20 protein-coding genes and 3 pseudogenes are annotated in these 21,183 nt (G+C 57.4%); 13 read left to right on the forward strand and 10 right to left on the reverse strand.

The window, feature by feature from the left end; genetic code table 11:
* Positions 1 to 23: 23 nt before the first annotated feature.
* Both ACMYR2_RS18905 and fixL read right to left on the reverse strand, forming a co-directional pair.
* A pseudogene (locus ACMYR2_RS18905) lies at positions 24 to 434 on the reverse strand (response regulator); the annotation flags it as partial.
* A complete protein-coding gene (fixL, locus tag ACMYR2_RS18910; protein ID WP_347265472.1) occupies positions 424 to 1,962 on the reverse strand; it encodes a sensor protein FixL in 1,539 nt (512 codons plus the stop codon). The gene fixL and the pseudogene ACMYR2_RS18905, both read right to left, overlap by 11 nt.
* A gap of 253 nt (positions 1,963 to 2,215) precedes the next feature.
* Between fixL and ACMYR2_RS18915 the strand changes: the two genes are divergently transcribed.
* Positions 2,216 to 2,365, forward strand: a complete 150-nt coding sequence (locus ACMYR2_RS18915; RefSeq protein ID WP_347265473.1) for a hypothetical protein — start codon at positions 2,216 to 2,218, stop codon at positions 2,363 to 2,365.
* Positions 2,366 to 2,471: 106 nt separating this feature from the next.
* Here the strand turns inward: ACMYR2_RS18915 and ACMYR2_RS18920 are convergent.
* A protein-coding gene (locus ACMYR2_RS18920) for an IS3 family transposase (RefSeq protein WP_416192834.1) occupies positions 2,472 to 3,607 on the reverse strand; the annotation gives its coding sequence in 2 pieces (ribosomal slippage) (positions 2,472 to 3,337 and positions 3,337 to 3,607; 1,137 coding nt in all).
* A gap of 96 nt (positions 3,608 to 3,703) precedes the next feature.
* Here ACMYR2_RS18920 and ACMYR2_RS18925 point away from each other — a divergent pair.
* The gene (locus ACMYR2_RS18925) at positions 3,704 to 4,165 is read left to right on the forward strand and encodes a hypothetical protein (RefSeq protein WP_416194197.1); all 462 of its coding nucleotides are present in this window, start codon (positions 3,704 to 3,706) and stop codon (positions 4,163 to 4,165) included.
* A gap of 105 nt (positions 4,166 to 4,270) precedes the next feature.
* On the opposite strand, the pseudogene ACMYR2_RS18930 reads toward ACMYR2_RS18925, so the two are convergent.
* A pseudogene (locus ACMYR2_RS18930) lies at positions 4,271 to 4,768 on the reverse strand (BON domain-containing protein); the annotation flags it as partial.
* 57 nt (positions 4,769 to 4,825) lie between these two features.
* Between ACMYR2_RS18930 and ACMYR2_RS18935 the strand changes: the two are divergent.
* A protein-coding gene (locus tag ACMYR2_RS18935) for an IS3 family transposase (RefSeq protein ID WP_416192834.1) occupies positions 4,826 to 5,961 on the forward strand; the annotation gives its coding sequence in 2 pieces (ribosomal slippage) (positions 4,826 to 5,096 and positions 5,096 to 5,961; 1,137 coding nt in all).
* 61 nt (positions 5,962 to 6,022) lie between these two features.
* On the opposite strand, the pseudogene ACMYR2_RS18940 reads toward ACMYR2_RS18935, so the two are convergent.
* Positions 6,023 to 6,265 (reverse strand): annotated as a pseudogene (locus ACMYR2_RS18940) (CBS domain-containing protein); the annotation flags it as partial.
* Between the two features lie 264 nt (positions 6,266 to 6,529).
* Between ACMYR2_RS18940 and ACMYR2_RS18945 the strand changes: the two are divergent.
* The gene (locus ACMYR2_RS18945; protein ID WP_347264003.1) at positions 6,530 to 7,366 is read left to right on the forward strand and encodes a universal stress protein; all 837 of its coding nucleotides are present in this window, start codon (positions 6,530 to 6,532) and stop codon (positions 7,364 to 7,366) included.
* Between the two features lie 68 nt (positions 7,367 to 7,434).
* Here ACMYR2_RS18945 and ACMYR2_RS18950 read toward each other — a convergent pair whose 3' ends face one another.
* Genes ACMYR2_RS18950 through ACMYR2_RS18960 form a run of 3 tightly spaced genes read right to left on the reverse strand, consistent with a single transcriptional unit; the run spans position 7,435 to position 10,943 of the window.
* Positions 7,435 to 8,370, reverse strand: a complete 936-nt coding sequence (locus ACMYR2_RS18950) for a CHAD domain-containing protein (RefSeq protein WP_347264004.1) — start codon at positions 8,368 to 8,370, stop codon at positions 7,435 to 7,437.
* Positions 8,367 to 9,947, reverse strand: a complete 1,581-nt coding sequence (locus tag ACMYR2_RS18955; protein WP_347264005.1) for an AAA family ATPase — start codon at positions 9,945 to 9,947, stop codon at positions 8,367 to 8,369. The genes ACMYR2_RS18950 and ACMYR2_RS18955 overlap by 4 nt, the downstream gene beginning before the upstream one ends.
* Positions 9,948 to 9,959: 12 nt before the next feature.
* A complete protein-coding gene (locus tag ACMYR2_RS18960) occupies positions 9,960 to 10,943 on the reverse strand; it encodes a zinc-dependent alcohol dehydrogenase family protein (protein ID WP_347264006.1) in 984 nt (327 codons plus the stop codon).
* A 172-nt stretch (positions 10,944 to 11,115) separates the two neighbouring features.
* On the opposite strand from ACMYR2_RS18960, the gene ACMYR2_RS18965 reads away from it, so the two are divergent.
* From ACMYR2_RS18965 to ACMYR2_RS18975, 3 genes are all read left to right on the forward strand, one after another.
* Positions 11,116 to 11,586 (forward strand): Hsp20/alpha crystallin family protein, encoded by a 471-nt coding sequence (locus ACMYR2_RS18965; protein ID WP_416194198.1) that lies wholly within the window; start codon positions 11,116 to 11,118, stop codon positions 11,584 to 11,586.
* An 81-nt stretch (positions 11,587 to 11,667) separates the two neighbouring features.
* Entirely contained in the window at positions 11,668 to 12,108 is a 441-nt protein-coding gene (locus ACMYR2_RS18970; RefSeq protein ID WP_347264007.1) for an HPP family protein, read from the forward strand.
* 201 nt (positions 12,109 to 12,309) lie between these two features.
* Positions 12,310 to 15,003, forward strand: a complete 2,694-nt coding sequence (locus ACMYR2_RS18975) for a bifunctional acetate--CoA ligase family protein/GNAT family N-acetyltransferase (protein WP_347264008.1) — start codon at positions 12,310 to 12,312, stop codon at positions 15,001 to 15,003.
* A gap of 25 nt (positions 15,004 to 15,028) precedes the next feature.
* On the opposite strand, the gene ACMYR2_RS18980 is transcribed toward ACMYR2_RS18975, so the two are convergent.
* Positions 15,029 to 15,430, reverse strand: a complete 402-nt coding sequence (locus ACMYR2_RS18980) for a hypothetical protein (protein WP_347264010.1) — start codon at positions 15,428 to 15,430, stop codon at positions 15,029 to 15,031.
* Positions 15,431 to 15,645: 215 nt separating this feature from the next.
* Here ACMYR2_RS18980 and ACMYR2_RS18985 point away from each other — a divergent pair, with 215 nt between their 5' ends.
* The 5 genes from ACMYR2_RS18985 (at position 15,646) to ACMYR2_RS19005 (ending at position 19,572) form a co-directional block, all read left to right on the forward strand.
* Positions 15,646 to 16,782: an MlaE family lipid ABC transporter permease subunit gene (locus ACMYR2_RS18985; protein WP_416194199.1), complete on the forward strand. Its 1,137-nt coding sequence runs from the start codon at positions 15,646 to 15,648 to the stop codon at positions 16,780 to 16,782.
* A gap of 2 nt (positions 16,783 to 16,784) precedes the next feature.
* Positions 16,785 to 17,564: an ABC transporter ATP-binding protein gene (locus tag ACMYR2_RS18990; RefSeq protein ID WP_347264012.1), complete on the forward strand. Its 780-nt coding sequence runs from the start codon at positions 16,785 to 16,787 to the stop codon at positions 17,562 to 17,564.
* A 3-nt stretch (positions 17,565 to 17,567) separates the two neighbouring features.
* Positions 17,568 to 18,677, forward strand: a complete 1,110-nt coding sequence (locus ACMYR2_RS18995) for an ABC-type transport auxiliary lipoprotein family protein (RefSeq protein ID WP_347264013.1) — start codon at positions 17,568 to 17,570, stop codon at positions 18,675 to 18,677.
* Between the two features lie 163 nt (positions 18,678 to 18,840).
* Complete coding sequence (locus tag ACMYR2_RS19000) at positions 18,841 to 19,062, forward strand: hypothetical protein (protein ID WP_347264014.1); 222 nt, start codon at positions 18,841 to 18,843, stop codon at positions 19,060 to 19,062.
* A 72-nt stretch (positions 19,063 to 19,134) separates the two neighbouring features.
* Positions 19,135 to 19,572 (forward strand): hypothetical protein, encoded by a 438-nt coding sequence (locus ACMYR2_RS19005; protein ID WP_347264015.1) that lies wholly within the window; start codon positions 19,135 to 19,137, stop codon positions 19,570 to 19,572.
* Between the two features lie 232 nt (positions 19,573 to 19,804).
* Here the strand turns inward: ACMYR2_RS19005 and ACMYR2_RS19010 are convergent, their stop codons facing one another.
* Positions 19,805 to 20,131 carry a c-type cytochrome gene (locus tag ACMYR2_RS19010; RefSeq protein ID WP_416194200.1) on the reverse strand — a complete coding sequence of 109 codons (327 nt, stop codon included), beginning with the start codon at positions 20,129 to 20,131 and terminating at the stop codon, positions 19,805 to 19,807.
* Between the two features lie 189 nt (positions 20,132 to 20,320).
* Here ACMYR2_RS19010 and ACMYR2_RS19015 point away from each other — a divergent pair, with 189 nt between their 5' ends.
* Positions 20,321 to 21,154 carry a universal stress protein gene (locus tag ACMYR2_RS19015; protein ID WP_347264016.1) on the forward strand — a complete coding sequence of 278 codons (834 nt, stop codon included), beginning with the start codon at positions 20,321 to 20,323 and terminating at the stop codon, positions 21,152 to 21,154.
* Positions 21,155 to 21,183: the final 29 nt, after the last annotated feature.

The following is a 21,183-nucleotide window of genomic DNA, read 5'->3' on the forward strand; positions in this document are numbered from 1 at the left end:
CCGGCAAACCCGGGGCGGTTCAATGCGATCTCAGCCGAGACGGCGTTACTCTTCGCATGATCGGGGCTCTGTTGGAGGGCAGCCTCGATCATTCCGATCAGCCGTTCATCTTCAAACGGCTTTTCGATGAAATCGCGCGCGCCCAACTTTATCGCTTCAACCGCGAGAGGGATATCCCCATGTCCGGTCATGATGATGACGGGCAGGGGCGAAGCATTGGCTTTGAGGCGTCGAAGCAAATCCATTCCATCGATGCCAGGCATGCGAACGTCGGACACGACACAGCCAAAACGAAGACCGGCATGAGCATCGAGGAAGGCTGCGGCAGTGTCGAATGGTGTGACTTTGAAGCCTGCCGAGCCAAGCAGGAAATCAAACGAGTCCCGCATCGTAGGATCGTCGTCGATGACGTAGACATTTTCCTTATGCGACATCTGGAAAATCCTCGGTCGACGCTATAGGCAAGGTCAGTCGGAAGGTGGCGCCGCCGGAATCGTTTGTTTTGGCCCACATTCGGCCGCCGTGAGCCTCTACAATTGATCGGCTGATAGAGAGCCCCAGGCCCATACCGGTTTCTTTGGTCGTGAAGAATGTCTCAAACAGGTTTGCAGCGGCGGCCTCGCTGAAGCCATGGCCAGTATCCGATATCGACAATTCGACCATCTCGTCTGACGCTTTTTTGCTGGAAACGGCAAGTTCCCGTTTTGGTGATTCCACCATCGCCTCCAGGGCGTTTCGAAAGAGATTGACCAGGACCTGCTGAATCTGCACGCGATCGACCAGGACGCTGTCGCATTCTGCATCCAGTTCAAGCCGCAGCATGACGTTCTGTTCACGGGCACCCGTGAGACCGAGAGCCTCGGCTTCTTCCATCAGATTTGCCAGGCTTTCGACGCGCTTCTCTGACTCCCGCCGGGAGACGAAATCGCGCAACCGCCGAATAATCTGGCCGGCGCGAATGGCCTGATCTGCGGCGCCATCCAGCGCCGTTTCGATCCTCGCGATGTTGGGGGCGGTACTCGCCGCCGCTAGAAGACGACGCGACCCCTTCATGTAGTTGCTGATCGCGGTAAGCGGCTGGTTCAATTCATGCGCGAGAGTCGAGGCCATTTCACCCATCGCGCTCAAGCGAGACATGTGAACCAGTTCGGATTGCAGTTCCTGAAGTTTTGCCTGGGTTTGCTGATGCTCTGTTAGATCGCGAACAAATCCGGTAAAATGTCGCTTTCCACCGGAGTGCATTTCGCCGACGGACAGATGCATTGGAAAAGTAGCCCCATCTCGGCGTTTCCCGGTGACAATCCGTCCGATGCCGATGATGTGCCGTTCGCCGGTGGATTGATAGCGGGCCAAATAGCCGTCGTGTCGGCTGCTATCCGGTTCAGGCATCAAAATGCTGACATTCTGGCCAATGGCTTCGTGTTCTGAATAGCCGAACAGACGTTCGGCTGCAGTGCTGAAGTGCTGCATGATGCCGTGATCGTCAATAACAATCATCGCATCGGGAATCGTATCGAGAATCGAACGCAGATGATGTTCGCGCGCGAGCAAGGCTTCTTCGATCAACTTCTGATCATCAATATCGAGCACCACGCCACTCAGGCGCCGCCGCACTCCGTCGTCGGTGATGACGAGGCCGCCTCGTACCCGAACCCAGCGACTCCCTTCCGGTATCCCACTGATCCGGTACTGAATATCGAACCTGCAGCCGGTCTTGACCGAGCGTTGGATAGCCGATTCGGTGCGGGCGCGATCTTCCGGCTGGAGCAGGGAGAGGAAAAGATCGTAACTGACCGGGACGGTTTCCGAGACGCCAAAAAGCCTGCGCGTTGGGCTGGACCAGAGCAGTTTCCGGGTCGCGAGATCGAGATCCCAGATGCCAACTCCGGATTTGTCGATTCCGCGTTGCAATTCGTCGTCACGGAACAGACCATTTAAGGATGGCAGATCATCACTCGTCACGGTTCACTTCCCCGCACGGCAAAGGAAAGCTTCATTGAAAAATCGACTGTACCTCGCGTAATGAGCCATCATTCCCAGTTAATGAGGCTATCCCACCTATGGTAGGGCGCATAGGATCCAGGATTGAAAGATAAGGCTTTGTCCGGCCAAAAAACACCAAAAAATACCATACTGTTGCAGCCAGCCCCGGCCAGCGCGGATCTCCCGGCAAGCCCCTGGTCTGCTTTCGTTTCCGCGCGCAGGGGATTTCTCGATGCAACGCTATGTTCACGAGGAAAACATTCTTCTCTACCGCAAGCTGCTTGCGGAGACGACGGATAAAGAAAAGCGCAAGATCATTTTAAGATTGCTGGCGGAGGAGGAGGCAAAAGAGCTGCCGACCCCCTCTCCAGAGAAGAAATGATTTGTTATACTGCAGGCCGAGCGATCAGCGGATCGTCAGGTGGTCTGAGGTGGACCCGCTTGGTGAGACAGTTTGGCGGCCTGGCTAAGGTGGATCGGGTTCGTTTCTACGCCGCCAATTGCTCCGTCATTTCCGCCATAGCATGGACTTCGTCGGGCGTCCTGCCGGCGAAGGTCGAGTGCGGGCGTCGCCGGTTGTAATAGTCTATCCAGGAGCCGATGCCGCAGCGGGCTTGGCTTCCCGTTTCGAATGTGCTGAGGAAGACGCACTCATATTTGAGGCTGCGCCACAGTCGTTCGATGAAGACGTTGTCCATCCAGCGGCCGCGCCCGTCCATGGAGATGCGGATGCCGGCATCCTTCAGCGTCGTCGTGAAGGCGAAGCTAGTGAACTGCGAGCCTTGGTCGGTGTTGAAGATGTCGGGCCTGCCATGGCAGGCGATCGCCTCTTCGAGAGCGGCAACACAGAAGTCGGCATCCATCGTGTTCGACAACCGCCAGGCCAGGACCTTGCGGCTGAACCAGTCCATGATGGCCACGAGGTAAAGGAAGCCGCGCCGCATCGGGATATAGGTCACATCGGCACACCAAACGTGATCCGGCCGCTCGATCGCCAGGTGCCGCAGCAGGTAGGGATAGATGCGATGCTGCGGATGCGGCTCGCTGGTTCTCGGCGCCTGGTAGATCGGCGACAGACCGATCTTGCGCATCAGCCGCCGGACCCGCTTGCGACCCACGCACCAGCCCTGACGCCGCAGATGCCGGGCCATCTGCCGGGAGCCATACCAGGGCGTCTCCATGAAGGCCTCGTCGATGGTGCGCATCAGTTCGAGGTTCTCGGGCGTCTCGCCGGCGGGCTGTCGGTAGAACGACGCCCGCGAGATCGAGACCAGTTCGCACTGGCGGCGGATCGAGAGCCGGTTGTGATCGGGGTCAATCATCATTCTCCTCCGATCCAGGCTCAGCGATCGAAGGCCTTGGCCAAAAAATCCCGCTCAACGACAAGCTGGCCAATCTTGGCGTGCAGCTTGGTCACCTCGGCTTCCCGGCCGACCTGCGCATCAGCAGCCTTGTCGTCGAACGTCTTGGCCAGGTTCTCGATGGCCTGCCGTTTCCACTGCGTAATCTGGTTCGGATGAAGCTGGTGCTTTGTCGCCAGTTCCGAAATCGTCCGCTCGCCACGGATCGCCTCAAGCGCAACCTTGGCCTTGAACTCAGCCGTAAATCGTCTGCGTGTCTTCATACCGGATCGTCCTTTTCATCGGGCGATCCACCTTATGCCCCTGTCTCAGAAACCGGCACCACCTCAGATCTCGACCAGGATGTCGAAGATTATATCGTGAGCTGGGCTCGGGAGTTACCCCGCAACGAGTCGATCAGAATTGTTATTTATCTCTCGGATACCGAATTCAAAACGAGCACGCTCGAAGACATCGGCGAGGCATTCAGTTGCTATTTTACTAGTCGTGCGGTCGTTGTTCAGCATGAATTGAATGAACTCTTTCGCATTGGACGCAGATCGCTTGGGATTGGGATCGCCATTCTTATATTATGTCTTTCTTCCGCGCATTTCGTCGATGGATACCTAACTGATGCACAGTTAAAAACTGTAGTTAGAGAAAGTTTCCTGATCTTGGGATGGGTCGCAAACTGGCGCCCATTGGAAATTTTTCTTTATGATTGGTGGCCGATTGCGCAGCGGCGCGCTTTGTATCGGCGCCTTGCGGCAGCACCGGTCGAGTTGCGATCCTATTCATTGACATTGATGCCAGAGCTGATTCCATCCGGCTCGCCCCCTTGAATGCGTGGGGGCGTGGTCCGGGATCCGGTCGTGAGCCATTAATTAGTCTATCTCACGGCCGACAGCGATAGTGAGCCTGCACCTGTTGTATCTTCTTGGGAGCAATCAACCCGCTGCTGCTAGTTGGTCATCTTCCGGAGAAATCAGGTATAGCCCAGACATAGTATCGACCCAGCAAAGATGATCGTGAACTTCCTTCACGCCGGCGACATTGTCTGCCGCGACCACGGCAGCCTGTCGGGCCCGTTCGTCGGTAATGATCCCGCTGAGATGAACGACTCCGCCGTGCACAATGACGCCAAGGCCGGATGGACACCAGTCGCTCTTCTCGATGGATGTAATGATGCGATCGCGAATATGGTCGTCATCCGCGGTCGGATCTGGAACCTCGCGGGCAAGCCCTGCGACAGCCTGCAGTAGATTGGCGCGTGTGACGATTCCGACAATCTGGTCGCCCCGCATCACCGGCAACCGCTTGATGCTGTTCTTTTCCATCGTTGTCACAATGTCTTCCAGCAACGTATCTTCTGACACGGTACAAGGGTTTGGTGTCATGATTTCACCGACCTTGCGACCTTGCTCGTGAACGAAGTCTGAGGTGGTGCCGGTTTCTGAGACAGGGGCATAAGGTGGATCGCCCGATGAAAAGGACGATCCGGTATGAAGACACGCAGACGATTTACGGCTGAGTTCAAGGCCAAGGTTGCGCTTGAGGCGATCCGTGGCGAGCGGACGATTTCGGAACTGGCGACAAAGCACCAGCTTCATCCGAACCAGATTACGCAGTGGAAACGGCAGGCCATCGAGAACCTGGCCAAGACGTTCGACGACAAGGCTGCTGATGCGCAGGTCGGCCGGGAAGCCGAGGTGACCAAGCTGCACGCCAAGATTGGCCAGCTTGTCGTTGAGCGGGATTTTTTGGCCAAGGCCTTCGATCGCTGAGCCTGGATCGGAGGAGAATGATGATTGACCCCGATCACAACCGGCTCTCGATCCGCCGCCAGTGCGAACTGGTCTCGATCTCGCGGGCGTCGTTCTACCGACAGCCCGCCGGCGAGACGCCCGAGAACCTCGAACTGATGCGCACCATCGACGAGGCCTTCATGGAGACGCCCTGGTATGGCTCCCGGCAGATGGCCCGGCATCTGCGGCGTCAGGGCTGGTGCGTGGGTCGCAAGCGGGTCCGGCGGCTGATGCGCAAGATCGGTCTGTCGCCGATCTACCAGGCGCCGAGAACCAGCGAGCCGCATCCGCAGCATCGCATCTATCCCTACCTGCTGCGGCACCTGGCGATCGAGCGGCCGGATCACGTTTGGTGTGCCGATGTGACCTATATCCCGATGCGGCGCGGCTTCCTTTACCTCGTGGCCATCATGGACTGGTTCAGCCGCAAGGTCCTGGCCTGGCGGTTGTCGAACACGATGGATGCCGACTTCTGTGTTGCCGCTCTCGAAGAGGCGATCGCCTGCCATGGCAGGCCCGACATCTTCAACACCGACCAAGGCTCGCAGTTCACTAGCTTCGCCTTCACGACGACGCTGAAGGATGCCGGCATCCGCATCTCCATGGACGGGCGCGGCCGCTGGATGGACAACGTCTTCATCGAACGACTGTGGCGCAGCCTCAAATATGAGTGCGTCTTCCTCAGCACATTCGAAACGGGAAGCCAAGCCCGCTGCGGCATCGGCTCCTGGATAGACTATTACAACCGGCGACGCCCGCACTCGACCTTCGCCGGCAGGACGCCCGACGAAGTCCATGCTATGGCGGAAATGACGGAGCAATTGGCGGCGTAGAAACGAACCCGATCCACCTTAGCCAGGCCGCCAAACTGTCTCACCAAGCGGGTCCACCTCAGTCCGACGCGTCCCTGCCGGCACCAAGCAGGAATTTCAGCCATCGAGCCCTCCTGCGCTGTGTTCCGATTTCGGCACGGCGAATAAAATCTCCTTCCGAAATGATGCCGACCAGCTTTCCTGCTGCGTTGATCACCGGGAGGCCACTGATATGTTGTTTGAGCATGGTGTTCGCGGCATCGGCGATCGTCGTGTCAGGATTGACCGTGGTGACCTGTTTGGTCATGATCTGATGAGCGCGCATGGAAAAGCTCCAAAAGTGTGGATAAAGCGTCTTGAAATGCTATCGCCAATGCACCGAGATGGCTTGACCTAGGTCAAGCGCGATGGCTGACCGGAATATGGGCGCCTGCTGCCTGGCTGCGAGTGTCTCTCACCGTTTGCAGCAGCGGCCGCATCATTTGTAGGTACTTGATCTGGATCATTCTCGCTTCATCATCTCGGACCCATGCATATCGGTGGATGAAACTATTGTAATTTGTCGATTGAGCCGCATCGGGAGAAAAGAATGACCTACGCGACGATCATGGTTAGCCTTGCGTCCGATCAGTCGAACGAGCGCTGTCTCGGCATTGCCAGCGAAATGGTCGAACGATTTGATGCGAGAGTTGTTGGAAGCGCGGCTGCGGAGTTCAGTCCGCCGCTTTATTTCACTTCGGGTGAGCAAGCCGATAAGCTGATTGAGCAAGGTCGGAACGCCGTCAAGACGCGATTGTCTGAGCTTGAGTCCGAGTTCCGAAAGGTCATGAATCGGGGCGCGAAACACGTCGAATGGCGTGCCAACATGGAGGTGCCTATTCGGTTTGTCGCGCGCGAAGCGCGCGCCGCCGATATTATCGTGATCGGACAAAGTCGAGACAGCGCATTTACAGACCCATTTGCCAGGGTCAACCCGAGCGATCTGGTGGTGCAGGCGGGCAGGCCGCTGCTTATTGTTCCGGAAACGGCTGACTGGCTCGATTTGCGAAGCGTGCTGGTCGCCTGGAAGGACACCCCCGAGGCGCGGCGGGCAATCGTCGATTCGCTTCCGTTGCTTCGTAAAGCCAAGGACGTCACGATCGCCGAGATTGTCGAGGACGGCGGCAGCCGCGAGGCGGCATTGAAGCGTACTAATGATGTGGTTACGTGGCTGTCGCATCATGACATTGCAGCGAATGCGCTTGTTCCGGAAGAAAGTTCGACACGGGATGCTGCGGCTTCGCTAGACAGTATTGCGTCCAGTGTCGGAGCAGGCGTGATTGTTGCGGGAGCCTATGGTCATTCACGGTGGCGCGAGTGGGTACTCGGTGGCGTGACGCAGCACCTTGCAACTGAATCGACGCGTTGCGTATTGTTATCGCGTTGATTCGACAGAATTGGGATGAGCCCGTTCCAGGTTTGTGAATTGTCAAATTTTGGAAGCGAGGAACCCAGCTAGAATGGCTTCAACTCCGCTATCTGCCGAAAAGTGAGTGCAGCGGCCTTGATCATCCGTTTTCTGGCTTTTCGGCCCGTCGGAAACAGCGAGCGCCATCCCGGTCCGTCGTCCCGTGTCGATTTTGCCAACGTGGTTGCTATAACGCGGCCTTGCTCAGCGTCATTCAGCTGCCCCAGATATTTCTGAATCTTGCATAGAGACTTAAGACACTCTCTCACGCTCGGGTGAGAGTTACTTGGGAGAAGCTGTCCGAGGATTTCAAGTGCATAACGGAATCGTTTGCTTCTTATCCTGAGTCGATGGCGCTGACTTACATTCATATCCTCGAGGGCGCGGCTCTTTTTGACTAGCTTCTTGTGCCACCGATCAAGCTGGCGCCCAGAATACGTCGTGAGCGAGGTTGACGGTTGCAAGCGGTCCGGAGACCTATTTCCATTCTCTATCCAGCTTGACATGTCGCGCAGCAGTATCCGGTATCGCCTTGAGTGAAGCGCCCTGCTGAGTTCTCGATGGCTGGTGTTCCATGTCTTCCGCCAAACGCGATCGAGTGATTGTTGCGGACTCGTGGCCTCTGTGGAGAGCCGCTTAAGCGCGACGTCCAGATCGCGCGCCTGGCTCAGGTGTTTGTTCAACCATCTCAATTCACCCTTCAAGGGGGACCATTCTGACGATAGAATGAAAGATGAGAAAAACGATCGGGCAGCACGTAACCGGGTTAGCGCAATGCGCATCTGATGCAGCGCTTCCCGATCTCCTTCGCATGTCGCCTGTTGATTTGCTGCCAGATCGTCGAGACAACTGCGCGCGATTGCGCAAAAAGCTTCTTGGCATGTCAGCGTTGCGGTCAGCCGCGGCAGTTTATAGCGGCGATGCCGTCCCCGTCGCTGTTTTGAGCGTGAGCTGTCCAAGCGAGCGTTCGGGGGAGCGGTCACTGTGGGTCTGGGGCTTTCGGTGAGGAATGGGGCTCAGGCGCGCCAAGCTTCGCCTTGCTGCGTTGCAAAGTCTGCTCGGGTGTTCCGGAGGCATCGATCACGTGCCAATCAAGCGGGCCGACATCGTAGTTCTCCTGATGTTTGACGAGATCGAGCGTGGCATCGGATGCATCGCCGGCGCGCTGTCCCACTCGACTCATTCGGCTTGCCAGATCGCTCACGAGAAAGAGGCCGACAAATGGCACGTGAAGCTTTCGAGCGATACCAGTAATCGCAAGCCGCTCGGCGGGCTTGGCAAAGACCGCGTCGAGGATGACTGAGCGCCCTTGCGAGAGAATTCGTCCGGCTCGTTCGGTCAGGATTTGATAAATGATTGAAGTAGCCTCTGGCTGGTAGGCAGTTGTAGGCAACTGTTGCGTCTCAGGGACCTGGAAATACTGTTTGCGCACGACGTCTGAACGCAAAATCAAGGCTCCGGGCGGAGGTTCAATGGCGTCGGCGAGCGCGCGGGCCAGAACGGTTTTTCCAGTTCCGGACAGGCCACCAATAGCGACAAGCGTTGGCGAAACAGGGGAAATCAGTTGGCGTGCCAAAGCAAAATAAGAGCGGGCCGCAAGCCGTATGGTCGCTTCATCGGTATTGGGTTCGCCGAGGCGTACCAGCAGGACGTTGGCGCGAATGGCGGCGCGCATCGACATGAACAGCGGGAGTGCCGTGATTCCGTCGAGATTGTCTTCAATTGTGGTCAGGTATCTGTTGAAAAGAATATTGGCCTCGAGACGGCGTCCGTAGTGCAGAAGGTCCATCAAGGTGAACGACAGATCGTAAAGAATGTCGACTGAGGCAATCGCAGGATCGAACTCAATCGCATCGAACAGAACTGGCTTACGCCCGATCAGCACAATGTTAGCGAGATGTAGATCGCCGTGGCAGCGTCGAACGAACCCGAGGCGTCCGCGCTCCTTCAATCGCGCTCGAATCCTCAAGAACTCGGCTTGGCTTTTCGCATCAAGCTCATCGATGGGGTCTACGGGCAAGCATCCTGAAGCCCGGAACGCGGATGTATTGTCAGCGATAATGGATGGAACGGAACAAATCCATCCGTCGGCCGCTGCCGCGGATGCTGTCCGATGCGATGCCGCGATGGTGTCGGCAAGATCCACGACCAGAGCAGGATCCAATGCGCCGGCCTGCGCGACGTGATCCAGCGTCAGGCGCTCATCGAAGCGCTTCATCTCGACGGCATATTCAACCGGAAGTCCGTCGCCGTCGATGCAGAACGAACCGTCATCATCTTGTGTGATTGCGACAACGCGGCGGTAGATTTGCGGCGCGGATGAACGATTGATCTTGATCTCTTCATCACAGGACGCCTTCCGTTTCGCCAGTGTTGAATAGTCGAGAAATGGAAACCGGACCGCGCGCTTGACCTTCAGCGCCCTGTCTCCTGCGAGAAAGACCACCGCGGCGTGGGTGTCGATGCGGCGAACGTCAGCATCGCCATGTGTCGCGGGGGCGGCCAGAAAGGCAAGGACTTTCCGCTGAATAGCCGTTTCCTGGGTGGTCGGGCTTGTCATGTCCGGCTTTGGTTAGGGTTGAAGAACGGCTGCCCCGAGCAGCTGTCCTGCCCTCAGCATGGCAAGGGCGTCGTTTGCCTTGTCGAGGGGAAAGGTCGTCGTTTGGATGTGAATTCCGGCCTGAGGAACGATCTTGAAGAAACCGATGCCGTCCTGCCTCGTCAGATTGGCAACGGAGAGCAATTGTCGCTCCTCCCAAAGGAGACTGTATGGAAATGACGGAATGTCGCTCATGTGAATTCCAGCGCACACAACCCGGCCACCTTTGCGAACTGCGCGCAGGGCAAGCGGGACCAATTCACCGGCGGGGGCATAGATGATGGCAGCATCCAGTTCGTCCGGCGGACGCTGATCGGATGCGCCGGCCCAGACAGCGCCAAGTTGCCTGGCAAAGTCTTGCGCTGCGATATCGCCGGCGCGGGTGAAGGCAAACACCGAGCGCCCCTGCCAGGCGGCGATTTGAGCGACGATGTGACCTGCCGCGCCAAATCCGTAGATACCGAGCCGTTCAGCGTTGCCCGCAATGACCAGCGACCGCCAGCCTATCAGGCCGGCGCATAATAGCGGCGCGACCGATACGTCATCGCCGGTTCCACCGATCGCGAAAGCATAGCGCGCATCGGCGATGGTGTGGGTTGCGAAGCCACCATCGCGGGTATAGCCGGTGAAAAGCGGGCGGTCGCACAAATTCTCCATGCCGAGGCGGCAATAACGGCAAACGCCGCAGGTGTACCCAAGCCAGGGGATCCCAATGCGGTCACCAATCTGATGATCGGTTACGCCGATACCCATCAGGTCAATGCGGCCGACGATTTCATGGCCAGGGATGATCGGATAGCGGATGCCGGGGAGTTCCGAATCAACCACATGGAGGTCGGTGCGGCAAACCCCGCACGCACCGATTTTGACGCGGATCTCTCCGTCGCCAGGGATTGGATCGTCGCGCTCCTGCATCTGGAGCGATGTGGCTGGAGCCGAGAGCACCATCGCGCGCATGGAATGCCTCCTAGCAAGGCCGGCGGCGCAGTACGTCCGATCAGCTTGGAACGTAACGCGGGTATTCATTGCAGTGCAATAGCCACCCCTGTTTGACCTCGATCAAAATATTTTCGCTGGCGCGTGGTGAGATGACATCGCTCAGAGGTCACTGTTTGGAGGAGGATCAATCATGATGAAGTCGCTCATCCCGGTAGGACGGGATAGTTCCCTGGCACGTACCGAAACAAATCCGTTGGCGATGTTGCAGCAAGAGATGGACCGGTTGTTCGATGGCTTCAGCAGGAGTTTTACCGGGCTGTCGTCACGGACTCTAATGCCCAGCATGGATCTTGCCGAGACGGATAAGGAGATTGAATTGACCGCGGAACTGCCTGGCATGGAGGAGAAAGACGTGCAGTTGAACGTCGTGGACAATCATTTGACGATTCGCGGCGAGAAGAAGAACCAGCGAGAAGAAAAAGAAAAGGACTATCATCTTGTCGAGCGGAACTACGGTTCCTTCGTGCGAACTATCGAACTGCCGCCGGGCGTGAAAATCGATAGCATCAAGGCAGTGATGTCGAAGGGCGTCCTGAAGGTCACGGTACCGAAGCCGGCGCCCGCGCAGGCCAAAACAATCGAAGTCAAAACGGCAGCCTGATTTGAGAAGCCGGGCGCGCGTGGCATTTACTGCGCGCGTCCGAGGGCGCTATAGCCAGATGCAGCGAAATCGGGTGATATCTTGTATCAATTTCTGCAACAGACCGTCGACCGGTACATGACGCGCAAAGTCAAGACGGTATCGCGCGAGGTCACGATGGACGAACTCAACGATCTGTTCGCCAGCGATGATTTCAATGCCTACCCGGTCGTCGACCACCTGGAGGTCGTTGGCTTGGTGACAAAGTTCGACTTCCTCAAATGTTTTGCCCTTACGCTGAGCTCAATGGTTCCGCGCTATGACGAACTTATGAAACGAACCGTTTCCGATGTGATGATCCACGACTTTATCTATGTGAACGCAACGACGAAGTGGGTACGTGTGTTGCAGTTGATGGTCGAACACCGGCTTCGCAGCATTCCCGTTATGGATGCAGACCAGCATCTGGTCGGCATCATCTCGCGTGAGGATATTATGCGAGCTTTGCGAGACTGCACCCGTGGCGAGCAGCGTGCTATGTAAAGTCTATCGGATAGTTGCTTGTCAGCGCTGGTGATCCCCGAGCATCTTTACGGCGGTTAGTTGCGCTAGGCGTCGGTGTGAGAATCCTCGGACAAATCCACTCCTCGTGACTTCACTGCTATCGTTCTCAATCGCATGCGCCTGATGCGCCGCAAGAAGCCATCGAGATTGCAGCGCAGATGTCTTTCAGTGAAAGGTTTCATGTCAACCTATCGATTGAATAGTCTGCTTGCTCCGAAATCGGTCGCTTTGGTCGGCGCGAGCACGCACAGCGGCTCGGTTGGGCGAGCGATTATAAACAACCTCCGCGCATCCCGGTTTGAAGGTCAGTTCGGCGTCGTCAATTCGCATTATCGGGAGATTGACGGCATAGCGACGGTCAAGCGTTTAGCTAAGCTTCCATTTGTCCCGGAGCTGGTCATTATCACCGCGCCGGCGGCAACGGTTCCTGAGATCGTTGTCGAAGCCGGACAACTCGGCTCCGCTGGCGCCATCATTATCAGTGCTGGTCTCGGCCACGGAGCGGGCTCATTGGCGGAAGCTGCCGATCGGGCGGCGCGCGCGCACCGTATGAGGCTGATCGGGCCCAATTGCCTCGGCATATTGATGCCGAAGGTCAATCTGAACGCGAGCTTCGCGGCTCATATGCCGCGCGCGGGCAATCTCGCCTTGATCTCCCAATCCGGTGCGATCGCCACAGGGATGGTCGATTGGGCCGCGCACGAGAACGTCGGATTTTCCGGGATCGTATCGGTCGGTGACCAGCATGATGTCGATATCGCCGATCTGTTAGATTTCTTTGCGCTCGATACCGATACCAAGGCGATCCTGATGTACATCGAGGCGGTCAAGGACGCCCGGAAATTCATGTCGGCGGCGCGGGCGGCGGCGCGGGTCAAGCCGGTCGTCGTCGTCAAATCGGGACGGATGGCGCAAGGAGCCAAGGCGGCGGCAACGCATACCGGTGCGCTGGCCGGTTCGGATGCCGTCTATGACGCCGCGTTCCGTCGCGCCGGCATGCTGCGCGTGTTCGATCTTCGTGAACTGTTCGATTGTGCGGAGACGCTGAGCCGGGTCAAATTATCGTCTGGAAAGCGGCTGGCCATACTCACCAATGGCGGCGGCCTCGGCGTCCTTGCGGTGGATCGGCTTGTCGAGTTGGCAGGGATTCCGGCGGCGCTCAATCCTGTCGTCAAACAACAGCTCGACGCCGTTTTGCCGGTGACATGGTCGGGCTCCAATCCGGTCGATATCATTGGTGACGCCGATCCGGCGCGTTATGTCGCGGCGCTCGAGATTTTGTTGGAGGATGGTGATAGCGATGCTGTCCTTGTCATGAACGTGCAAACGGCGATTGCCGATTCAGGCGCCATCGCTACGGCGGTCACCCGCGTCGTTGACGCCGATCGGCGCAAGCACACTGTTTCCGCCAAACCGGTGCTGGCGGTATGGGTCGGCGCCGACGAAAAGATCTCGAGAAGGTTTACCAATGCAGGCATTCCCGATTTTCCGACGGAAGACGACGCCGTGCGCGGATTCATGCATCTCGTTCATCACCGCGAGGTGGTTGAATCGCTTGCCGCAGTGCCGCCGAGCGTAGCACATGAATTCGTACCTGATACCGACGCGGCGCGGCGAATTGTCGAGTTGGCAGTTGCGGAGGGTAGAGGATGGCTCGATCCGATTGAGGTCATGGGTGTCCTGGATGCTTACGGGATTGCCAGTGTGCCGACGCGGGTGGCTGCCAATGCCGAAGAGGCCGCCGCTCATGCGAAATCCTTGTTTGCGCAAAGCGCGACGGTCGTTCTGAAGGTACTTTCGCGCGACATCTCGCACAAATCCGACGTCGGCGGCGTGGTACTCAATCTGACCAGCGTCGATTCGGTTCGCGCCGCGGCCCTCAGCATTCTGGCGAGTGCCAAAGTGAAGCGCCCGGATGCAAGGATTGATGGTTTCATGGTGCAGTCGATGATCCTGCGGCCCAAGGCTCGTGAACTCATCCTGGGAATCGCCAGCGATCCGACTTTCGGCTCTGTCATCGTTTTCGGCCACGGAGGCACGGCCGTGGAGGTGATCAACGACAAGGCGCTGGCCCTGCCGCCGCTCGATCTCAAGCTCGCCCGTGATCTTGTCGAGCGCACACGCGTTTCCCGGCTGTTGCGTGCCTATCGCGATGTGCCTCCCGTCAAACAGGACGAAATACCTTTGACATTGGTGAAACTGGCACAACTCGCGGCAGATATTCCCGAGATCAGCGAACTGGACCTCAATCCGCTGCTCGCCGATGAGACCGGGGTTCTTACGGTCGATGCCCGTATCGCGGTGGGGCCTCCGGTGCGAAAATTTATCGGCCCGGGCAATGCCAACTTTGCTGTTCGGCCGTATCCGTCGCAATGGCTGCGACATCTTGTGTTGAAGGATAATTGGCGGATCATGGTCCGGCCGATCCGGCCTGACGACGAACCGCTGATTTATGACTTTCTGCGCCACATCACCAAGGAGGATCTGAGATTCCGGTTCTTTGCTGCCATAAAGCCGTTAAACCATGAATTCATTGCGCGGTTAACACAACTCGATTACGCGCGCGCAATGGCTTTCGTCGCTTTCGATGAGGTTACCGACGAAATGGCTGGCGTCGTTCGAATCCACTCAGATTCGATTTATGAGACCGGTGAGTATGCGATACTGCTTCGCTCGGATTTGAAAGGCAGAGGACTGGGTTGGATGCTGATGCAATTGATCATCGAGTATGCCAGATCCGAGGGGTTAAAGTACATTGCCGGCGATGTTCTAGCGGAGAACACGGTGATGCTGGCGATGTGCCGGGATCTTGGCTTCGAGATTGTGAGCGATCCCGTCGAGCATGACATTTTCCATGTCAGGCTTGTGCTTTAGCCGAGGCATATCTGTAATCATCGTGTCACAGATGGGCAACCGACCTGACACGATAAATGTGCATAGTACCTCCTTCGTTGATTGAAACGTATTCACCAGGCACGAAACGCTCGTCCGCGAAGTGATATCCGGCTTCGTCGGGCAGGTTGGTCGCGTCATCGTAATGGAATGCCCAGGCGCCGCCGGGACGATGAACGAGATGACCGACATCGTCGTTCCCGTCCGGCCGTAAACGCAACACGCGACATGCCTCACGATGCTCTTTCCATGACTCGTGATCGATGCGGCCATCAGGGGCGAGCGGGGCGATAACGATGTAGCCGACATCGCTGTCTCCTTCGGGGTGACCGGGTTCGCGCGCCAGATCGAGGCGAATCTGCCGGAATTGCAGCGGCAGGGAGGTATTCAGGATCGGTTTGAGATGCATGATCACAATCCTCGCGTCTGATGGACGTTCGGCCGATGAGCCAGTTCCAGGCTCTGCCTTTTCCGAACCGAACGAAAATCTATACGGGTGGCGCTGCGTGCTGTTGACTTGCCTCAAAATTCTATTCGACCGCCTGCCGTAGCGGCGGTTTGAGGCAAGTCAACGCTCATTCCCAGGTGCAGTTTATGGAAGGGGCGGCGAGCTGGAGATTTCCATTGGCGACGGCACCCCAATTGACGGCCGCTTCAAGAGGCGATGCGCTCGAGTTGCGCCCGGACGGTTCCTGGATCGCGGCGAATGTCATCGCCCTGGAAACCCTCGCGGACGCCGTCGCGCCGCAGGTCGAGCGGGCGAAGTCCCTGAAAATGGATATGAGCGGCCTGAGCGAACTCGATACGCTAGGGGCTTGGTTGCTCGAAAAATTGTCGCGGCGAGTGGCATCTGCCAATCATCCGGTTGAAGTCGTCGGAGTTTCTGAAAACTACGCCGGCCTGATCGAGGAGGTCCGACATGTCAACCGGCACAATTCTCCGGCACCCAAGGCGCGCAATCCTGTGATTACCAAAGTGGAGGAGATTGGCCGCTCGGCCTGGGGCTCCCGCGAAGACGTGGCCGTGTTCTTGCAGATGCTCGGTTCACTTTGCGTCGCGTTGCTCGGCATCATTCGGAAGCCGCGTTCGCTGCGGCTCACGTCGTTGGTGTATCAATTGTATCGGGTCGGCTGGCAGGCCATCCCCATCATCCTGCTCATCACGTTTCTGATCGGCGCGATCATCGCTCAGCAGGGATTTTTTCATTTTCGCAAGTTCGGTGCCGATTCTTATGTCGTCGATATGGTCGGAATTCTCGTGCTGCGCGAGCTCGGCGTACTGATCGTCGCGATCATGGTCGCCGGCCGATCCGGCAGCGCTTACACCGCCGAACTCGGCTCCATGAAGATGCGCGAGGAGATCGACGCACTATCCACCATGGGTCTCGATCCCGTCGTCGTTTTGATCCTGCCGCGCGTTCTGGCCTTGGTTTCTGCGCTGCCGATCCTGACGTTCATAGGATCGATGGCCGCGCTTTACGGCGGCGGTCTGGTCGCATGGTTCTATGGCGGCATGGGCCCGTCCATATTCATTGCGCGGCTGCACGACGCCGTTTCCGTGACGCATTTCGAGGTCGGCATGATCAAGGCACCCTTTATGGCCCTGGTGATTGGCATCGTGGCTTGCAGCGAAGGCCTGCGTGTCAAGGGCAGCGCCGAGTCGCTCGGCAAGCAGACCACAACCTCGGTGGTGAAGTCGATCTTCCTGGTGATCGTGCTGGATGGATTGTTCGCGGTGTTCTTCGCGTCGATTGGAATGTAGCGATGGATGCATCGGTTGGAGAGTTCGCAATTCGGGTCAACGACCTCGTCGTGGGTTTCGGGCGCCGCGTCGTCATCGATCATCTCTCGCTCGATGTACGCCGTGGCGAGATCCTCGGCTTGGTCGGCGCCTCGGGCGGCGGCAAGTCGGTGCTGATGCGAACCATCATCGGCCTGATCCCGCGAAGGGGCGGTGAGATCGAGGTCATGGGCGCCAAGATCGGCTCGACCCATGATCGCGGAACGCAGACGGCCGCCGGCAAATGGGGCATCCTGTTCCAGCAGGGAGCGCTGTTCTCCTCGCTGACCGTGCGGCAGAATATCCAGTTTCCGTTGCGCGAGAATCTTGTGCTGTCCAACGCGTTGATGGATGAGATCGCCACGGCCAAGCTGGAAATGGTCGGCCTGACCCCGGAGGACGGCGACAAGTTTCCCTCCGAACTGTCGGGCGGCATGACCAAGCGCGTAGCGCTGGCGCGGGCGCTGGCGCTCGACCCGGCGATCGTCTTTCTCGATGAGCCAACCTCCGGTCTTGATCCCATCGCGGCAGGCGATTTCGATTCCCTGATCAAGACGTTGCAAAAGACCCTGGGCCTGACGGTGTTCATGGTGACCCACGATCTCGCCAGTCTGAATACCGTCTGCGACCGCGTCGCGGCGCTGGCGGACGGAAAAATTGTCGCCATCGGGCCGATGCGCGAGCTGCTCCAATCCGAACATCCGTGGGTGCGGGCCTACTTCCATGGCAAGCGCTCGTTGATGCTACAACCAAAAGCGAGTTGAGCGATGGAAACCCGTGCCCCCTTTGTCATCATCGGCGCCTTCGTGCTGGCGGCCATCGCCGCGGTTTTCGGCTTCGTCTATTGGCTCCACAATACCGGCGGCCTTGGCCCGCGGACGACCTACCACGTGCAATTCGAGGGATCTGTGCCCGGCCTGCTGGTTGGTGCGGCCGTCCTCTTCAATGGCATTCGCGTTGGCGAAGTGACCGAGCTTAGCCTCGCGCCGGACAATCCGCGTCGCGTCGACGCGGTGATTGCGGTAACATCGACGACGCCGGTGCGATCCGACACCAAAGTCGGCCTCGAATTTCAAGGCCTGACCGGCGTTCCGGTCGTTGCGCTGGAAGGCGGTCAGCTACTCGGCGCCTCCGGTCCGATTCCGACATTGATCGCTGAAGCCGGGGCGGGCCAAAGCATGACTCAGGCTGCACGCGATGCGTTGCGGCACGTCGATGCGGTGCTAGCGGAAAATGCGGGACCGATAAAAACCACCATTGCAAATTTGCAGACCTTCTCCGAAGGGCTGGCCCGGAACACCGGCAAGCTCGATGGCATTGTGGCCGGCCTTGAACGCATGACAGGAGGAGGCGCTTCACCGGGACAGAAAGTTACTTACGACCTCCGCGCGGCGCGTGGGTTTCCCAGCCCACCCGGCCGAACTCTCAAGAGCAAACTCGTCATTCCGGAGCCGACTGCGGTGATCAAGCTCGACACGCAACGTTTTCTGTTTTCGCCGGCCAAGGAGTATCCGGGTTTCGCCGAGGCGATGTGGGCTGATAGCATTCCAAAGTTGCTGCAGGCAAAACTGCTTGAGAGCTTCGAAAATTACGACATCGCCCATGCGCCGCTACGCTTAATGGATGGAGTGCAGGGAGATTATCAACTCCTGATCGATATCCGGCGCTTTCAGATCGCGACCGATCCGGAACCAGCTGCCGATATCGGATTGTCGGCGCGAATCCTGACCAAGGACGGCAAAGTGGTCGCGGCACGGCTATTCCAAGACACGCAAAGGCTGGACAAAATCGAGCCCGCGGCAGCCAGTGCAGCGTTCAACGATGCATTTGGCCGGATCGCCAAGGACATGATCGCGTGGACCGTTAAGGCAATATAGAGCGCGCGTTCAATGGCCGGGATCAATGGCGGCGCGCGGATTGCAGGGTTTGAGCGCTTGGGTCGGCGCCGCGCTTTCTTTGACCTAGATCAGCACCGTGGCGAACCGGATCCGTAATCTGCGTAACCTGAAAGGGGTGCTAGGAAAATAAGGGAGCGCAACGATGGCATCGACCACAAAAGACCATAACGGGACTTGCACGCGGTGTGGCTCACGCTTGATCCATCTTGAGTGGGAGGAGCGTCTTGATCCGCACCAGCTTCAGCAGCTTTGGAAGTGCCTCGAGTGCAGGAATGAGTTCGTCACTCTCCAAGGTTCTGAAGAAGAAAGCGCGCCCAGCGCCGAAATCATCGAGCCATTCTTCACGAATCTCGTGGTCGAATAGGCTGCTTAGCCGCGGCAAGCCATTTGGCAGAATGGAGCGCGAGATGAGATCTCGTATGCTGATTGCTGTCTCGTGCGCTGGAGCGATCTTGACATCGTTCGCTGCTGCGCAATCGCCCGGTGGATTGCCAAGTGTGAACTATATCCACATCCTGGAGACATCATGGGAGCAACGCAGCTTCGGCACTTCAAGCTGTCGTTTGCGGGCAAGTTGCGGAACTGGGAGCTCGCTGCCTATGAGCTGGATCAGATCAGGGAGAGTTTTCAGGATGCGGTGACGCTCTATCCCGGGATTCCGGTCACGGATATGACAATTGTGGTGGAGCCGGTTCGACAGCTTGGCGCGGCCATTCAGAAAAAAGATTCCAAAAGGTTCTCTGTCGCTTTCAACGAATTGACAGCGGCATGTAACGGTTGTCATCAGGCGATCGGCCGCGGATTCATCGTGATCAAGGTGCCGACGTCTTCTCCATTCAGCAACCAGGTCTTCGAACCGGCCGCAAGACCATGAGATCGCTGCGGTAGGCGTCTTCGTAGAATTTGGAATTTGCGGCCAACTTTCTCGGTTAATACTTTGCTACCCCGAGCCGTAGCCGATAAGACCGCGCTATCGATGCACGATCCCCCCGCTCGTTACGCAGCCACGTATTTGATGCCGTTTGTGCTTAACGGTCTTCGAATTTGCGCGATCTTATGGGCAGACGTAAACATGCGTCATGCTATCTCGCAATGGGCGCAACGGATCACTCCAGGGATTTAAGAAACGCGATAAAATCGTTGATCTGATCGGCTTCGAATTGGAATTGTGGCATACTGGGATGCCCTGTTATGATCCCTTCGGCGAGGGCTTCCTCAAGCGTCTCGACGGGATAGCGCTTGTGTAAGTTGCGAAATGGCGGCGCAATCCGAAGCGGGCTGGGACTCACCTTGTCGATTGCGTGGCATCCCGCACAATAAACAAGGGCCAAACGCCGACCTTGCTCGATGTTGGCAGCTTCCATGCGTTCCGCTGATCCTAAGGTGAGGATCAGGAGTAATGTCAGAAGAAACGATGAGTTGGCACCGCGCATTGCTCTTCCTGTGGAAAAAATTGAATTGGCGAATATCAAATGTTCTCTAACAGAACGGCGACTCCCTTTCTTGACTTAGGTCAAGGCGTCGACGCCTGGAAGCGCGCATTTTTGCTTTGAGGTAAGTCAATTCGACCTAATCTCATTATCTTATCATTTTTAAAATCTCACCGATTTGGAAGGAATTATATGATCAAAGACATTATCCTGCATCTGGAACGCGACCCATCCCGGGACATCGTTCGCGACTTTGCCGCTTCGATCGCCGAGATGTTTTCCGCCCACCTGACGGGAGTCTCGTTTGCTTTTGCGGCGAGCATTCCCAACTATATTGCACCGAACTTCCCCGCAAGTTCTCTCGCCGATCTGTTTGCCGAGAGTGAAACAGCGGCGCGCGGTGCAATTGACCGCTTTGAGATCGCTATAAAGCGGAGCGCTCTTTCGGCCGAACCGCGGCTTGTTTTGCACACCGAATTCGGGCCGCCTAAAGCGTTTTCGGAGATGGCACGGTGTTTCGATCTCAGCATCATCATGCAATCGGACGATGACAATGGCATCGATAACAGCGCTCTGATCGAAGCGACGCTGTTTGATTCCGGTCGACCGATTATTGTCGTCCCTTATATCCAGCGGGACGGAGTGAAGCTCGACAGAATCATGTGCTGTTGGGATGGAAGTCGCGCCGCAGTGCGTGCCATCAATGATGCGCTACCTTTGTTGAGAAAAGCCAACGCCGTCGAGTTGTTTATCGTCGAGAACGAGAAGACCGCTAGGGAAAGCATCAGTGGCGGTATTGAAATCGGCAAGCATCTCGCCCGGCATGATATCAAGGTAGAGCTGGAAACAACGCCTGCCGCCGATATCGATGTAGCGAATACCATTCTATCGCATGTCGCCGACTGTTCAGCGAGCTGGCTTGTGATGGGCGGCTACGGGCATTCTCGTCTGCGCGAATTTATACTTGGCGGGGCAACGCTTGGAATGCTGGCGACGATGACGGTTCCTGTTTTCATGTCGCACTAGGCCGGATCGACATTCAGGATTCCCAAGCG

Source organism: Nitrobacter sp. TKz-YC01 (assembly GCF_047824785.1).
Lineage (GTDB): Bacteria > Pseudomonadota > Alphaproteobacteria > Rhizobiales > Xanthobacteraceae > Nitrobacter.

What these genes read in the sequence shown, in the direction of transcription:
- ACMYR2_RS18955 (WP_347264005.1), bottom strand. Translation starts at nt 9,947, where the DNA reads ATGACAAGCCCGACCACCCAGGAAACGGCTATTCAGCGGAAAGTCCTT.
- ACMYR2_RS19015 (WP_347264016.1), top strand. Translation starts at nt 20,321, where the DNA reads ATGATCAAAGACATTATCCTGCATCTGGAACGCGACCCATCCCGGGAC.
- ACMYR2_RS18915 (WP_347265473.1), top strand. Translation starts at nt 2,216, where the DNA reads ATGCAACGCTATGTTCACGAGGAAAACATTCTTCTCTACCGCAAGCTG.
- ACMYR2_RS18995 (WP_347264013.1), top strand. Translation starts at nt 17,568, where the DNA reads ATGGAAACCCGTGCCCCCTTTGTCATCATCGGCGCCTTCGTGCTGGCG.
- ACMYR2_RS18960 (WP_347264006.1), bottom strand. Translation starts at nt 10,943, where the DNA reads ATGCGCGCGATGGTGCTCTCGGCTCCAGCCACATCGCTCCAGATGCAG.
- ACMYR2_RS18975 (WP_347264008.1), top strand. Translation starts at nt 12,310, where the DNA reads ATGTCAACCTATCGATTGAATAGTCTGCTTGCTCCGAAATCGGTCGCT.
- ACMYR2_RS18945 (WP_347264003.1), top strand. Translation starts at nt 6,530, where the DNA reads ATGACCTACGCGACGATCATGGTTAGCCTTGCGTCCGATCAGTCGAAC.
- ACMYR2_RS18965 (WP_416194198.1), top strand. Translation starts at nt 11,116, where the DNA reads ATGATGAAGTCGCTCATCCCGGTAGGACGGGATAGTTCCCTGGCACGT.
- ACMYR2_RS18980 (WP_347264010.1), bottom strand. Translation starts at nt 15,430, where the DNA reads ATGCATCTCAAACCGATCCTGAATACCTCCCTGCCGCTGCAATTCCGG.
- ACMYR2_RS19010 (WP_416194200.1), bottom strand. Translation starts at nt 20,131, where the DNA reads ATGCGCGGTGCCAACTCATCGTTTCTTCTGACATTACTCCTGATCCTC.
- ACMYR2_RS18990 (WP_347264012.1), top strand. Translation starts at nt 16,785, where the DNA reads ATGGATGCATCGGTTGGAGAGTTCGCAATTCGGGTCAACGACCTCGTC.
- ACMYR2_RS19000 (WP_347264014.1), top strand. Translation starts at nt 18,841, where the DNA reads ATGGCATCGACCACAAAAGACCATAACGGGACTTGCACGCGGTGTGGC.